This window comes from Streptomyces siamensis, assembly GCF_039543605.1.
Classification (GTDB): domain Bacteria; phylum Actinomycetota; class Actinomycetes; order Streptomycetales; family Streptomycetaceae; genus Streptomyces; species Streptomyces siamensis.
Genome location: NZ_BAABKB010000045.1, coordinates 90645 through 104296 on the forward strand (window position 1 = coordinate 90645; position 13652 = coordinate 104296).

Below are 13652 nucleotides of genomic sequence, written 5' to 3' on the forward strand. Positions count from 1 at the left end.
ATCACCCGGCCAGTGCGCAGCGCAGGTCGTAGGGCAATGACACGGTCAGTCCGGTCTCACCCGCGGCCTGACCGTAGTCGCTCAGCGCGCGGGCGATGTCGGGGAAGTCCGGTTCGAGGGCGGTGACCGCGTCTCCGATGCCCACGGTGTGTCCGTCGATGCGGAAATTGGTCAGGCGGGCTCCGGCCCGTCTCGCGGCCTTGTCCCACCAGTACTGACCGTCCCACGCCACCCACGGCGTCGCTCCGTGAGTGGACTGCACGCTCCAGTGGTCCTTCTGGTAGTAGTGGCAGGTCACCATGGCGATGGCGAACCGGGAGGGTTCGGCCACCAGGAACCGCAGGGCCCCTCCGTCGTCGATGGTGATGTCCCGCTTGCTGTACTCCACGCACAGCGGGTCGGCGAACGTCAGCCACCACGGCGGCTGCTCCCCCTCCCCGAACTCGTGCCAGGTGCAGCCGGCGGCGAACCCCGGTTCCGTGAACGGATCCACGGACGTGTCGGCGAGCTCTGCGGAGCGGGTCGGCTGCCGGGCCGGGTTCTCGCGGACGACCGGCTTCGACGGTGCTGCGACGGCGGCGGCGCTGCTCGCGAGCAGCGCCGCGGACGCTCCCAGAACCAGCGCGCAGCCGGCTGCCGAGACACGAAGGCGCAAGGGAAACACGGGACCTCCCGTAAACGGAGCAGGGTGAATGTCACGCAGGGCCGGCCGCCGCGGCGCGCTGGGCGATCGGCATACCGAGGATGGGGCACACCGACCGGCCAGTACAAGAGGTGGGTCAGTGACTGAGCCACTGATCCTGTGAAATGAACGGCCGTCAACTAGGAAGCCCGTCAAGGTTGTTGGTCTCTCGGCCGCGCATCGCGTCCTGACGCGGGAAATCGCCATAGCATTCGTTCCGGTCCTCCGGGAAGAGGTTCCGGCAGGCAAATCTCCCGCCACCGCACCGGAGCCGTTCTCAGCGGCCGGTCGTCTGCGCGTTCATGTCGAGGAAACGCTGCGGCACCCTCACGGAGTGCGGGTGTCCCTGCCGGCTCTTCGAGGCCTTCGGCTCACGGCGGCCGTCGGGCCCCGGGCGGCCCGGGCCGTTAACCGGGATACGGAAGACACCGGTGTACACGTCCGTAAGGCTCCGGCGCGCGCCGGAGCCGGCTTCGGTGAGCACCGGTCGCACCCCCTGGCCGTCGGTGACCAGGCCCTGGTAGTCGCCGAGGAAGTAGCCCCCGGCGTATGGCGCCTTCAGCCAGTCGAAGACCCTGGAGATCCGCCGCTCGGCCAGGTGTCGCGGATCGCCGTGCGGCAGGGTGGCCAGTTGGTAGGCGGTGGGCAGCGTGGTGGTGTCACCCGGACGGAGGAAGCGCAGGTCGTAGTAGGTGAGCGCGACCGTGCCCCGCTTGTCGACGGCGATGGACGGGGAGAAGGCGGGGACGCCCTTCGGGCTGATGAGCGTCGGCCTGCTCCAGGTGCGTCCACCGTCGCCGGAGCGCACCAGCTGGACGGAGTTGTGTGCGCCTTCGGAGAAGTCCGAGCCCTGGTAGGCCATGTAGAGGGTGCCGCTCTTCGGGTCGATGGCCGGGCTGGGCAGGGTGGCCGCGGCGCGGAGCAGCTTGGCGGGGTCGTTCGGGTCGACCTCGAGTACGGAGGTGTCCCGGGCCACGGTGGTCGCGGCGCTCCACGTCTCGCCGGCGTCGGTCGACGTCACCACGTCGAAGTGGGCGTCGACGACGGTGCTCAGGTCGTCGGAGTAGGTGATCCGGTCGAAGAAGTCGTAGAGGGTGCCGTTGCGCGGGTCGACGACGATGACGTGTCCGATGGTCTGCGAGTTCGGCACGTCGTCGGTGGCGACGAACCGCCGGGCCTCGCTCCAGGTGCGTCCCCCGTCGCGGGTGAGGGAGATGTAGCCGGGGCCGTCGAGGGAGGACGGGCCGTGCGGGTTGTTGTCCAGACGGTCCCAGACCTGATAGGCGGTGCCCTTGCGGGTCGGGTCGGCGGTGAGCGAGGGCTTGTCGTTGAAGAACGGCTGCTCGTCGACGTGGGTGGTGGTGAGGTTCCGCCAGGTACGGCCGCCGTCCCGGGAGGTGGCGGCGAGCAGGGCGCTGCGGGTGCTCCTGGTGAAGTCGACGCCCTCCCCGCTCGCGTAGACGGTGCCGTCCGGTCCGGTGCTCACCCAGGGGTCGGAAGCCCGCTCGAAGTCCGCGCCGCCAGGCGCGCAGGCACTGAAGGGAAGCGTGCTCTCCTGGAAGGTCTGGCCGTCCTTGGTCCAGCCGGCCACCAGCCCTCGCGCGGCACCGTCCGACCAGCGGTCCTGCTGGAACACGGTGACGACGCGCTTCGGGTCACGCGGGTCGACGGACAGGTAGGGCTCGACCTCCGTACCCGGGTACACCACGCTGTCCGGGGACCGTGCGCCGATGGTGCAGTCGGCGTACGGGTCCCCGAAGGACACCTTGCGCAGCGGCCGGCCGTCGGAATTCCGGTCGGCCGTCGCGGGAAGGGCCCCGGCACCCGCCGTGAGCAGGAACGCGGCGGCGGTGGCGGCGGTCAGGTGCAGGCGGACGCGCATCGAGGATCTCCTCTGCGCCGCGGCGCCCGGGGCACGGCACCCGCGGCATCGGGGCTGCGTGGGGCGCGGAGCCGTCCGGCCGGGGCCGGGCACGACTCCGCTCGATCCTTTTCGGCCTCATGGCCGGTCCCCTTGATGGGCCGGACGGCGGAGTCGCCGAGGTGGTCCCGTTCAGGCCTTGGATCAGGGCTTCATCTCGTAGGCCCCGGCCAGCGCCTCGACGCGTTCCCAGACACGTGCCGAGCGTCCTTCGTCGACCACGGGACGCCGGACCGCGCCCAGCGCCCAGCGCTGCTGCTCCTCGGTGGCGGAGTCCTTGCCGTGCAGTTCGACGGCGTGTCCGGAGAAGTCGCGGACGAGCACGGAGAACAGCTCGTCCAGCACGGACTCGTCCAGGTCCGTCAGGCGGGCCTGCTCCAGGATCAGCTGTCCGTGCACCACCAGGGCGAACAACTGGCCGACGGAGAGGAGGAAGTCGAGGTCGCGGCTCTGCTTCTCGTCGGGGGCGACGGTGGCCACGAACTCGCACAGGGCGTCGGCCTGCTCGCGGAAGCGGGCGACGTTCGGCAGCTCGGCGTACGCGTCGTAGGCGGCGCGCCAGTCGTGGAAGCGTACGGAACCCAGACCGCGGGCGGGTCCCTGCCGGAACAGGAAGGTGTCGTCGGCCGCGTCGAGGCGGGTCGGCACGGCGGGGTGCTCCACCGGCTCCAGCAGGTGGTTGCGCATGAACTTGAGGATCAGCGCGAGGTTGACGTGGACCGTGCCCTCCAGCTTGGGCAGTCCGCGGATCTCGACGGCGGCCTGGGAGAAGTAGTTGTCCTTCTCGAAGCCCTTGGCGGCGATGACGTCCCACATGAGGTCGATGACCTTCTCGCCCTCGGTGGTCACCTTCATCTTCGTCATCGGGTTGAAGAGCAGGTAGCGGCGGTCCTCGGGACCGGCCGAACGGAAGTAGTCGACGGCGCGGTCGCTGAACAGCTTCATGCCGACCAGGCGGACGTACGCGTCGGCCAGTTCCCGGCGCACGTGCGGGAAGGCGGTGACGGGGCGGCCGTACAGGATGCGGCCGTGCGCATGGGTGACGGCCTCGTACATCGCGTGCTCGCAGATGCCGATGGAGGCGGTGCAGAGGTTGAACTTGCCGACGTTGACGGTGTTGAGGGCCGCGTCGAAGGCGGCGCGGCCGGTGTGCAGGACGTCGTCGGGGGCGACCGGGTAGTCCTCCAGGCGGAACTCGCTGACGTACTTGGAGGAGTCGACCACGTTCTTCACGAGGTGGTACGAGGGGTGGCGGCTGTCGGCCGCGAAGAAGACGTACCCGTCGGGGCCCTCGACGTCGGTGCGGCGGCCGAAGACCGAGACGAGTCCGGCGGCGTTGCCGTTGCCGATGTAGTACTTGGAGCCGGTGGCCCGGAAGCCGCCGTCACCGTCGGGCTCCAGCAGCATGTCCGTGGAGTAGATGTCGGCGCCGTGGGTCTTCTCGGACAGGCCGAAGGCGAAGACCTCTCCCTGGGAGAGGAGTTCCGCCGCGCGGCCGCGGGCGGCGGCGTTGTCGCTCTGCCAGACCGGGCCGAGGCCGAGGATGGTGACCTGCCAGGCGTACCAGTAGTCGAGCCCGTAGAACCCGAATATCTCGTTGAGGGCGGCGATGCGGGCGGTGTCCCAGCGCTGGTCCTCCTGCCCGGCGGCGGACGCCGGAGTGAGGAAGGTGGCGAACAGGCGCTCCTCGGCGGCGAACTCCAGGAAGTCCCCGAGCCACGCGCGGGAGCGGTAGTCCTCGATCAGGCGCCGCTTGCCGCGCTCCTCGAACCAGTCGACGGTGGCGCGGAGCAGCCTGCGCGTCTCCGGGTCGAAGTGCGCCGGGTCGTAGGAGTGCGGGTGGAACAGCAGGGGGTCGGCCATGGCGTTCACCTTCCGGGCGGGGGGTGGGCTTCGAGAGGGGTTGCGGTGTTCTTCAGGCGGACGGCGGGGTCGCGCCGAGGCGGTGCAGCGTGGCGAGGACGTCGTCGAGCCAGGCGATGGTCATGCGCTCGTACGCGATGCCGCCGCGCAGCACGACGTGCTGAAGTTCCTGGCCTGCGTCGAGCGGTGCGGGGGCTTCGGGTCCGGTGAAGTCGCGCCGTTCTCCGGCGAGGTAGTGCGCGAGCCTGTCGCTGTGCACCTGGTGGTGGCGTTCGACCTCACGGACGAGTGCGGCCGGGTCGTCGAAGGCCGCGCCGCGGATCTTCACGGCGAGGTCGTGACGCATGCTCTCCGGTTCGATCGGCTCGTGGAGCCACAGGGAGAGGGCGGCGCGGCCGGGGGCGGCGACGGAGTACTCCTTCTTGTCCGGCCGACCCTGCTGCGGCACGTCGCGCACGGCGAGCAGGCCCTCGCCCTCCATGCGCTTGAGCACGCGGTAGATCTGCTGGTGCGTGGCGGTCCAGAAGTAGCCGATGGACCGCTCGAACCGGCGGGCCAGCTCATAGCCGGAGCCCGGTTTCTCCAGCAGGGAGACGAGGATCGCGTGGTCGAGCGCCATGCCGCGATCCTGCTATGCAACTCGTTGCATAGACAAGCGCCGCCGCCCGGGTGAGACACGGCTCACCCGGGCGGCGGTGGTGTGCGGGCCTTTGCCCGCTACGGCGGTCTGGGGCGCAGCACGTTGAGCACCGCCCAGACGACCGAGACGAAGGGGACGGCCACGACGGCTCCGATCACGCCCGCGACGATGCTGCCCGCGATGACGGAGACGGCGACGACGAGCGGATGGAGCCGGACCGCCCAGCTCATCACGAGCGGGTGCAGCACGTGGCCTTCGAGCTGGCCGATGACGACGATGAGGACCACGACGGCCGCCGCCGTCAGCGGCCCGCGACCGGCCAGGGCGACCACGGTCGCCACACCGAGTGCCACCGGCGATCCCACCAGCGGCACGAACGCGGCGAAGAACTCCAGCAGGGTCAGCGGCAGCGCGAGCGGCACCCTCAGCACGTACAGGGCGATGCCGACGAGTACGGCGTTGGTGGCGGCCACGATGATGATGCCGCGCGTGTAGCCCGCGAACGTCCGCCATGCCGCGTGTCCCGCCCGGTCCCACGCCGGCCGGGCCCCCTTGGGCAACAGGTCGTCACGCGCCCAGGCCCACAGGCGTTCCCCGGAGTGGATGAAGAAGACGGAGGCGAAGAGCGCGAGCGCGGCCCCCGTGACGATCTCCACGAACCGGCCGAAGCCGCTGAGGGCGCTGCTGAGCAGGCTGGCGCGGTGCGCGGTGAAGTAGGCGACGATCTGTTCCTGAAGTCGGGACAGCGCGCCCGGGCCCAGCCGGAACGGAGGTTGCTGGAGCCAGAGTTCGATCCGGTGGACGCCGCCGCGGAACTCGCCGGCCAGCTTCCCCGACTCCCCCGCCACGGCACTGCCGACGAGGGCCAGCAGACCGAGTACCGCGAACACACTGCCGATGACGGAGACGGTGACCGCCACCGACCTCGGCAGCCACCGGCCGAGGAGATCGGCGAGTGGACGCAGGACCGTGGTGATGACCAGGGCGAGGAAGAGCGCCACGGCGATGAGCTGGAAGCGGCCCAGGATGGTGAAGACGCCGTAGACGACGACGCCGACCAGGATGAGACGCCATGCGTAGGCGGCGGCGACACGGAGCCAGGGCACCACCCGCTCGTGGGCCGGGACGGGGTATCGGCCGCGGGAACGTCGTGGGGGCCGCGCGGCCGGGGCCGGCCGGCTGCCGGACCTGGCGCCGGGCGGCCGTGGACCTCGGCCGCGGCCCGCCGCCGATGCGCCCCCGTCCGCCACTGTGCCTCCCGCTGCCGACTGCCCGCCACGTCGAGAACATTAGGCGCATTCCGGGCAACCGGCCTGGTGTGGCATTCCCGGTCAGGAGGTCGCGGGCGGCCTGATCCAGCCGAGCGAACGTTCGACCGCGCGCTGCCAGTTGTCGTACTCCGACTCGCGGCGCTCGGGGTCCATGTCCGGCATCCACTGGCCGGCCCGGTGCCAGTGACGGCGCAGGACTTCCAGGTCCGACCAGTAGCCGGCGGCGAGTCCGGCGGCGTAGGCGGCGCCGAGGGAGACCGTCTCGGCGACCATGGGCCGCACCACCGGCACGTCCAGCACATCGGCGACGAACTGCATGAGCAGGTTGTCCGCCGTCATGCCGCCGTCCACCTTCAGCTGCTTCAGGGGGACCGGGAAGTCGGCGTTCATGGCGTCGACGACCTCCCGTGTCTGCCATCCGGTGGCTTCCAGGACGGCGCGGGCCAGGTGCCCCTTGGTGATGTACGAGGTGAGGCCGACGATGACGCCGCGTGCGTCGCTGCGCCAGCGGGGCGCGAAGAGACCGGAGAACGCGGGGACGATGTAGCAGCCGCCGTTGTCCTCCACCGTCCGTGCCAGCGTCTCGATCTCCGGAGCGTTGTTGATCAGACCCAGCCGGTCGCGGAACCACTGGACCAGGGAGCCGGTGACGGCGATCGACCCTTCCAGGGCGTAGACGGGGGGCTGCTCCCCGATCTTGTAGGCCACGGTCGCGAGGAGTCCGTGCCGTGACCGCACGACCTCGTTGCCGGTGTTGAGGAGGAGGAAGCTGCCCGTCCCGTACGTGCACTTCGCCTCGCCCGGGGAGAAGCAGGTCTGGCCGAACAGGGCGGCCTGCTGGTCGCCGAGGGCGGCCGTGATGCGGACGCCGGGCAGAAGGCCGCGCGCCTCGCCGTAGTCCTCGGCGGAGGAGCGGATCTCGGGAAGCATCACTCGGGGCACTCCGAAGAACGACAGCAGCTCGTCGTCCCAGGCCAGCGTGTGGATGTTCATCAGCATGGTGCGGCTGGCGTTGGTGGCGTCGGTGATGTGCAGACCGCCGTCCACTCCCCCCGTCATGTTCCAGATCAGCCAGGTCTCGATCGTGCCGAACAGCACCTCGCCGTCGATGGCACGCTGTTCCAGCCCGCTGACGTGGTCGAACAGCCAGCGGATGCGCAGCGCGGAGAAGTAGGTCGACGGCGGCAGGGCGCACCGGTCGAGAAAGAAGGTGTCGCCGGGCTGCTGGCTGAGCTCGTCCACGAGCGGTGCCGTACGGGTGTCCTGCCAGACGATCGCCCTGCCGAGGGGCTCACCGGTGCGGCGGTCCCAGAGCACCGTCGTCTCCCGCTGGTTCGCGAGCCCGATCGCGGCGATGTCCTCGGCTCCGACCGCCACGTCGGACAGGGCCTCGGGCACGATCCGCTGAAGGTTCCGCCAGATCTCGACAGCATCGTGCTCGACCCACCCCGGCTTGGGAAAGTGCTGCTCGTGCTCCCGCTGGACGACCGACACCAGCCGTCCGTGGTTGTCGAACAGAATGCATCGGGTGGAGTTGGTGCCCTGATCGATGGACATTACGTACCGTTCAGCCATGATCGGGTCTGCCTTCCGATGTCATGATCGGGTCTGCCTTCCAGTGTGCCGAGGCGGTTTCACCAGCGGGTCGCGCCGAGGTCTCTGGAGATCGCCCGTGCGGCCTCGCGGAGCAGGGTGATCAGGCTCGGCCGGGGGCGGCCCTGGCTGTCGCAGATCCTCTCGACGGGTCCGGAGAGCCCGATGGCACCCACCACGAGACCGCCGTGGCCCCGGATCGGCGCGGCCACGCCGGCTTCGCCCATGCTCATCTCCTGGACCTCCGCGGCCCAGCCGAGCTCCCGGACCTCGCCGAGCGCGCGGGTGAGCTGTTCCGCGGTGACCAGGGTGTGCCGGGTGTACGCCTCGAGTCCGGACTCCAGCACCGGCTCCAGAGCCGCGGTCCCGTAGGCCAGCAGCACCTTGCCGAGCGAGGAGGCGTGCAGGGGCAGCAGCGAACCCACGTCGAGGGTCTGAAGGGTGTCGTCCGGGCGGAACACATGGTGGATGACAAGAACCCTGCCCTCCAGCGGCGTGCCGAGGCGGACCGCTTCACCACTGCGGGCGGCCAGGGCGTCGGCCCAGTTGATCGAACGGGACCGCAGATCGTTGACATCGAGATAGCTGGTGCCGAGATGCAGCAGAGCGGCCCCGAGCTGGTACTTTCCGGTCGCCTCGTCCTGCTCGACGAAATCCACGTGCTGAAGGGTGCGCAGGATGCCGTGGGCGGTGCCCTTCGCCAAACCCAGTGAGGAAGCAACCTCTCCCAGACCGAGTCGGCGGGGCCCGCCGGCGAGCAGACGCAGGATCGCCGCCGCCCGTTCGATCGACTGGACTGGGCCGGCCATGAATCGAGCGTAGTCCCGCTGCGGGCTGTCCGCTTTTCGTGCAGGTCGCCGGTCCGGTATGCGCCGGACGTCCCCGTTCGGTAATGCCGACCCGCGTTCATTGACCTGCTTTGTCCCTCTCCTTACCTTGCTTTCAGGCCCGGCAACGCGCGCCGGGATCTGGCGTCCGGCCGGCTGCGCCCGCGGGAGGAGAGCAGATGGCACTACAGCTCAACACGGTGCTTCCGGAAGCTCTGGAACACGTATGTCCGCTGCCGCCCGTCGCCGAGGCCGTTCCCGCCCTGCGTCGACAGGTGGGCGGGGTGCTCGCCGAGTGGAACATACGCACGGCGATCGTCGACGACTGTCTCCTCGTCGTGTCGGAACTGCTCACCAACGCGATCATGCACGCGCTGCCTCCGGCGGAGCTGCGGCTGTCCTGGAGCCGGGACCGCGGTCTCGGCACCCTGCACATCGAGGTCAGCGACGCGGGACCGGCGCGTCCGCCGGGACAGCGCCAGGCGGGAACCGACCCGGACGAGCACGGACGCGGCGAGGAGATCGTGCACGCGCTGGCGGCCCGGCACGGCATTCGCGTCCATCAGGGCCGGATCACCCGCTGGGCCGAGCTCGTCTCCGTGTGACGAGACACGGCGCCACCTGACGGCCACCGCTCCCACGCCCGGGACCGGGCCATCACGCATTCACCTCCGTGACCACCGTTCGGGACAGCCCGGATCCGGGACCGCCCGACACCGACTCCCCCGGCCCGTGGGCCTCCGGACCGTCGGCCATCGGCTCGGACAGGGCCGGCTTGCGCAGCAGCAGCAGCGCCGCGTCGTCGTGCAGCCTGCCGCCCACGTGGTCCAGCAGCTCGTCGTGGAGCGCGGTCAGCGTGCGCGCCGGCTCGTCGGACAGGTGGCGGGCCAGCCCCTCGGCGAGCGGATAGAACTCCCGGCTGTGGTTGCGCGCCTCGGTGACGCCATCGGTGTAGAGCAGCAGCTGGTCCCCGTCGGCGAAGGGCATCACCTGGAGGCTGGGGTCCTCTCCGGAGAAGGCGCGCAGCCCGAGGGGCGGCGCCGGGTTCGTGGGCTCCACCGCCACGACATCACCGGATTCGCGTGCCAGCAGCGGGGGCGCGTGGCCGCAGTTGACCAGCTCCAGATGACCCGACCGCGGGTATCCGGCGACGACGGCGGTGACGAAGTCGTCGTGGCCGAGGTTGCGCGCCAGGCTCCGCTCGATCCTGCCGACGACGGCGAGGAGGTCGGGCTCGTCGTAGGCGGCCTCACGGAAGACACCGAGCACCAGGGCGGCCGTCGACACGGCCGGCAGACCCTTGCCGCGCACGTCGCCGACGATCAGCCGGATCCCGTACGGGGTCGGCACCAGGGCGTAGAGGTCCCCGCCGATACGGGCCTCCGCGGCCGCCGCGCTGTAGCGGACCGCCACCCGGAAGGGGCCGACGGTCTCCGGCACGGGCTTGAGCAGCGCGTGCTGCGCGGCCTCCGCGACCGAGCGGACGGCGGCGAGCACCCGTTCACGACGCCCGCGCAGGGCGCTCGTGAGGCCGTTCGCCACGGTGACGGCGCCGACCGCGGACAGGACGACCGCCAGCTCACGTCCCGGAACGCCGTCCCGGACGCCGAGCGTCGCGCCCACCAGCGCGGCGACCAGACCGACGCACAGGACCCCGCGCGGTCCGTTCGTCGTCGCGGCCAGCGCGGGCCCCGCCGCGAGCAGCGGCAGCCAGATCACACCTGCTCCGCCGAGCAGGTCCACGAGCGCGACGACGCACACGAGCATCAGGGGCAGCACCGGCGTACCGGCGGCCACCTGCAGGGCGACGCTCCTGCCGGACGTGGCTCGCAGCCACGGCCCCGGACTGCCGTCCGGCCGCTCCGGTCCGTGGCCACCGCCATGGTCTCGGGAAGGTTTCATATTCCGTCCGCAGTCCTCTTCCGTAAGCGGGCACGCTCCCGAGATGTCCGTTTCATCCAGGAAATACGTTCGAGCCGGGCGCCACAAGGACTCGGATTTCAGATAGTGAGCGACAGGCTCCTCGTGACGCGGTCGGCGGTCGGGATCAGCCGCTCCCGGGCCTCGGCGAGCCGGGCGAGCCGGTCCGCCGGGAGCGACACACCGAGCGAGCCGAGCATCTCGCCGCAGTAGACGGGCACCGCGACACAGACCGTGCCGAGGGCGTACTCCTCCAGGTCCGTGACGGCGGGGGCCAGCGGCGCGGAGTCGATCTGCCGGAGGAGTTCCGTCGTGCTGGTGATGGTCCGCGGTGTGAGGTCGGCGAGGTGGTGCCGGGCGAGGTAGTCGTTGCGGGACTCCTCGTCCAGTTCGCGCAGGACGGACTTGCCGAGCGCGGTGGCGTGTCCCGCGTCCTCGAACCCCACCCAGAGGTCGACACGCGGCGCGCGGGGGCCGTCGACGATCTCGGCGACCCGGATCTCGCCCTCCTCGTAGAAGGTGAGGTAGGTGGCTGCCGCGAGCCCGTCCCGCAGCGCGGCGAGCGTGGGGCGGACCCGGCTGAGGAGCGCCTGTTCGCGGCCCCGGGTGTTCAGCGCCTGCACCTTGTCACCGAGGACGAACCCTCCGTCGGCGAGCTTGCGCACGTATCCGTCGTGGGTCAGCGTACGGAGCAGGTGATAGGCGGTGGCCAGGGGCAGTCCCGTCTCACGCGCCAGCTGCTTCGCGGGCGCGCCGTTCTCGTGCGCCCCCACCGCTTCCAGCAGGCGGAAGGCCCGCTGCACCGAGGCGATGAGCGTGGGGCCGTCCTGAGCACCCATGAGACCAGCGTGCGCCGGGACCCCGGCGCAGGCAAGCGTGTGCACGGCCCGCGCCGTGCCGAGCGGACCGGCGACACCGCGTGGTGACGGCCCCGGGCAGGGCCTGCGGCCCCTCTCGCTCGTCCCACCGCCGACGGGAGTCGGTCTCCTCAGGGGTAGGATTTTCAGGGGTGAGGGACATGTGCGTGCCGCATGAGCCGCGGCGGCGCTGTGCGGTCCTGCGGGTCGTGTGAGGGGGCGGGATGGCGGAGCGCAGGGCGACGGCGGATCGGGACGCGGTCGCGATGGTCATCGAGGCCTGGGCACGCGAGCGCCCCGAGCTGGACACCGCCCCCCTGGAGGTCCTGGCCCGGCTGCACCGCTCGTTCCTGCGCTACAGCACCCGCCTGACCACGTCCATCGAACGGCACGGACTGTCCGTGGCCGGTTTCGACGTGCTGACCGCGCTGCGCAGGTCGGGAGCGCCGTACCGGCTGACCGCGGGCCAGCTCGCCGACTCCGGCCTGGTGTCGTCCGCGGGGGTCACGCTGCGGATCGACCGGCTGGAGAAGGACGGGCTGATCGTGCGCGAGCGGGACGCCGAGGACCGGCGCGTCGTGTACTCGCGGCTCACCGACGAGGGGCTCGCCAAGGTGGACGAGGTGTTCGCCGAGCACCTCGACAACGAACGCCGCATGCTCGGCGAGATGTCCCCGGCCGAGTGCCGCCAGCTCGCCCGGCTGCTGCGCAAGCTGGAGCACTCGATCATCGCCTCGGACGGGGACCTCCCCGGCTGAGGCGGGCCCTCGGGCTCAGCCGGCCGAGGCGGCTGCCGCGGCCTGCCGCTCCGCCTGTGCCCGGTAGAGGCGCCTGAGCCGTACCACGCCCAGGTCGTGCTGATAGAGGTTCTCGCGCTGGTCGGCGTCCGCGGGCATGGCCTCCAGCATGACGCGGTCCTGCTCCAGGACCTCCCAGTGACGCTCCTCGATGAGCGTCTTGTAGAGGAAGCGCCAGGTGTCGCGCTGCCAGTCCTGGACACGGCGGTAGCGCCAGAAGAAGACCCCGGTGCGTTCGGCGTCCACCGGGCACGCCATGCCGACGATGCCGAAGGCGCCGCCGGGTCCGGCGGAGGGCGGGTACGGGATGGAGAGGTCCACCCAGTCGATCCCGGTGCGGCACAGCTCGACCCAGTCGAAGTTGACGCCCCGTTGGTCGGTCTTCTCGAAGAAGTAGCCGCGGCCGGTCTCGCGGATGCGGAACTTGGCGGTGGTGTCCCCGTCGTACATGGTGTGGGACTCGTGGTGCAGGAACGCCCCGTGCATGGGGTCGAGGAGGTTCTCCATGGCGTACCGCCACGGGACGTCCCACTCGGCGTAGCACAGGATCGGCTCGACGTCCGGGTCGTCGAGCGGCTCGGGCAGGGTCAGTTCGACCGGCTCCGGGTGCTGTTCGTCGCCGAAGTAGGCGAGGATCGCGCCGGCTGCCTCGCGGACCGGCAGCGACGCGACGAGCCTCTTGCCTTCGAGGTTGCAGCCGGGCAGTCCGGGCACCGACGAGACGGTGCCGTCGCTCTCGACCTCGACGCCGTGGTACCAGCAGGCGACGCGGTCGCCGAGGTGTCTGCCCAGCGACAGCGGGGCGCCCCGGTGGGGACAGCGGTCCGCGAGCATCGACAGGACGCCGTCGGACCGGCGGAACAGCAGCCACTGTTCGCCGAGCGCGGTCACCCTGCGCATCGCGCCGGGCGCGACGAAGTGCGAGGGGACGACGGCGTGCCACTGGTTGCGCAGGCCCGTGGCGTAGATGTGGTCGGCGGTGGCGGTGGTGGACAGCGTCATGGTCAGGCTCCCAGGCGGTGCATCTCGGCGCGGAAGGACTCCTCGGTCCACGGGGCGCCGTCGGGTGCGTGCACCTGACGGGCGTTCAGTCCGACGATCACGTCGGCGAGTTCGTGGCCGTCCTTGGTGAAGACCTCTTCGAGGGTGGCGGCCAGCTTGTACTCGTACGGGGTGGGCTCATGCGTACGGGACTGGTGGGCGTCCAGGTACGGCCAGGGGGCGGTGGTCATGGGGGCCTCCAGCGGTCGGGGCAAGGGGCGTCGGGTCACAGGTCGGTCG

13 protein-coding genes are annotated in these 13652 nt (G+C 70.9%); 2 read left to right on the forward strand and 11 right to left on the reverse strand.

Annotation, left to right across the window (positions count from 1 at the left end):
• Position 1: 1 nt before the first annotated feature.
• The 7 genes from ABEB03_RS40485 to ABEB03_RS40515 all read right to left on the reverse strand — a co-directional run bounded on the left by ABEB03_RS40485 (position 2) and on the right by ABEB03_RS40515 (position 8779).
• Complete coding sequence (locus ABEB03_RS40485; RefSeq protein ID WP_345658017.1) at positions 2–655, reverse strand: hypothetical protein; 654 nt, start codon at positions 653–655, stop codon at positions 2–4.
• 304 nt (positions 656–959) lie between these two features.
• A complete protein-coding gene (locus tag ABEB03_RS40490) occupies positions 960–2564 on the reverse strand; it encodes a neuraminidase (sialidase) (RefSeq protein WP_345658018.1) in 1605 nt (534 codons plus the stop codon).
• Between the two features lie 183 nt (positions 2565–2747).
• Positions 2748–4466, reverse strand: a complete 1719-nt coding sequence (locus tag ABEB03_RS40495; protein ID WP_345658020.1) for an acyl-CoA dehydrogenase family protein — start codon at positions 4464–4466, stop codon at positions 2748–2750.
• Positions 4467–4518: 52 nt separating this feature from the next.
• Positions 4519–5085, reverse strand: coding sequence for a PadR family transcriptional regulator (locus ABEB03_RS40500; protein ID WP_345658021.1), 567 nt, complete (start codon positions 5083–5085; stop codon positions 4519–4521).
• Between the two features lie 98 nt (positions 5086–5183).
• Complete coding sequence (locus tag ABEB03_RS40505; protein WP_425589368.1) at positions 5184–6356, reverse strand: AI-2E family transporter; 1173 nt, start codon at positions 6354–6356, stop codon at positions 5184–5186.
• A gap of 81 nt (positions 6357–6437) precedes the next feature.
• Entirely contained in the window at positions 6438–7952 is a 1515-nt protein-coding gene (gene glpK, locus ABEB03_RS40510; RefSeq protein ID WP_345658023.1) for a glycerol kinase GlpK, read from the reverse strand.
• 59 nt (positions 7953–8011) lie between these two features.
• Positions 8012–8779 carry an IclR family transcriptional regulator gene (locus ABEB03_RS40515; protein WP_345658024.1) on the reverse strand — a complete coding sequence of 256 codons (768 nt, stop codon included), beginning with the start codon at positions 8777–8779 and terminating at the stop codon, positions 8012–8014.
• 197 nt (positions 8780–8976) lie between these two features.
• Here ABEB03_RS40515 and ABEB03_RS40520 point away from each other — a divergent pair, with 197 nt between their 5' ends.
• Positions 8977–9402: an ATP-binding protein gene (locus ABEB03_RS40520; protein WP_345658025.1), complete on the forward strand. Its 426-nt coding sequence runs from the start codon at positions 8977–8979 to the stop codon at positions 9400–9402.
• Positions 9403–9454: 52 nt separating this feature from the next.
• Here the strand turns inward: ABEB03_RS40520 and ABEB03_RS40525 are convergent, their stop codons facing one another.
• Together ABEB03_RS40525 and ABEB03_RS40530 are read right to left on the reverse strand one after the other, a co-directional pair.
• Positions 9455–10564, reverse strand: a complete 1110-nt coding sequence (locus ABEB03_RS40525; protein ID WP_345658245.1) for a PP2C family protein-serine/threonine phosphatase — start codon at positions 10562–10564, stop codon at positions 9455–9457.
• Positions 10565–10797: 233 nt separating this feature from the next.
• Complete coding sequence (locus tag ABEB03_RS40530; RefSeq protein ID WP_345658026.1) at positions 10798–11556, reverse strand: IclR family transcriptional regulator; 759 nt, start codon at positions 11554–11556, stop codon at positions 10798–10800.
• A gap of 242 nt (positions 11557–11798) precedes the next feature.
• On the opposite strand from ABEB03_RS40530, the gene ABEB03_RS40535 reads away from it, so the two are divergent.
• Entirely contained in the window at positions 11799–12332 is a 534-nt protein-coding gene (locus ABEB03_RS40535) for a MarR family winged helix-turn-helix transcriptional regulator (RefSeq protein ID WP_345658027.1), read from the forward strand.
• 15 nt (positions 12333–12347) lie between these two features.
• Here the strand turns inward: ABEB03_RS40535 and ABEB03_RS40540 are convergent, their stop codons facing one another.
• Entirely contained in the window at positions 12348–13373 is a 1026-nt protein-coding gene (locus ABEB03_RS40540; protein WP_345658029.1) for an aromatic ring-hydroxylating dioxygenase subunit alpha, read from the reverse strand.
• A gap of 2 nt (positions 13374–13375) precedes the next feature.
• Entirely contained in the window at positions 13376–13603 is a 228-nt protein-coding gene (locus ABEB03_RS40545) for a recombinase-like helix-turn-helix domain-containing protein (protein WP_345658030.1), read from the reverse strand.
• Between the last annotated feature and the right edge of the window lie 49 nt (positions 13604–13652).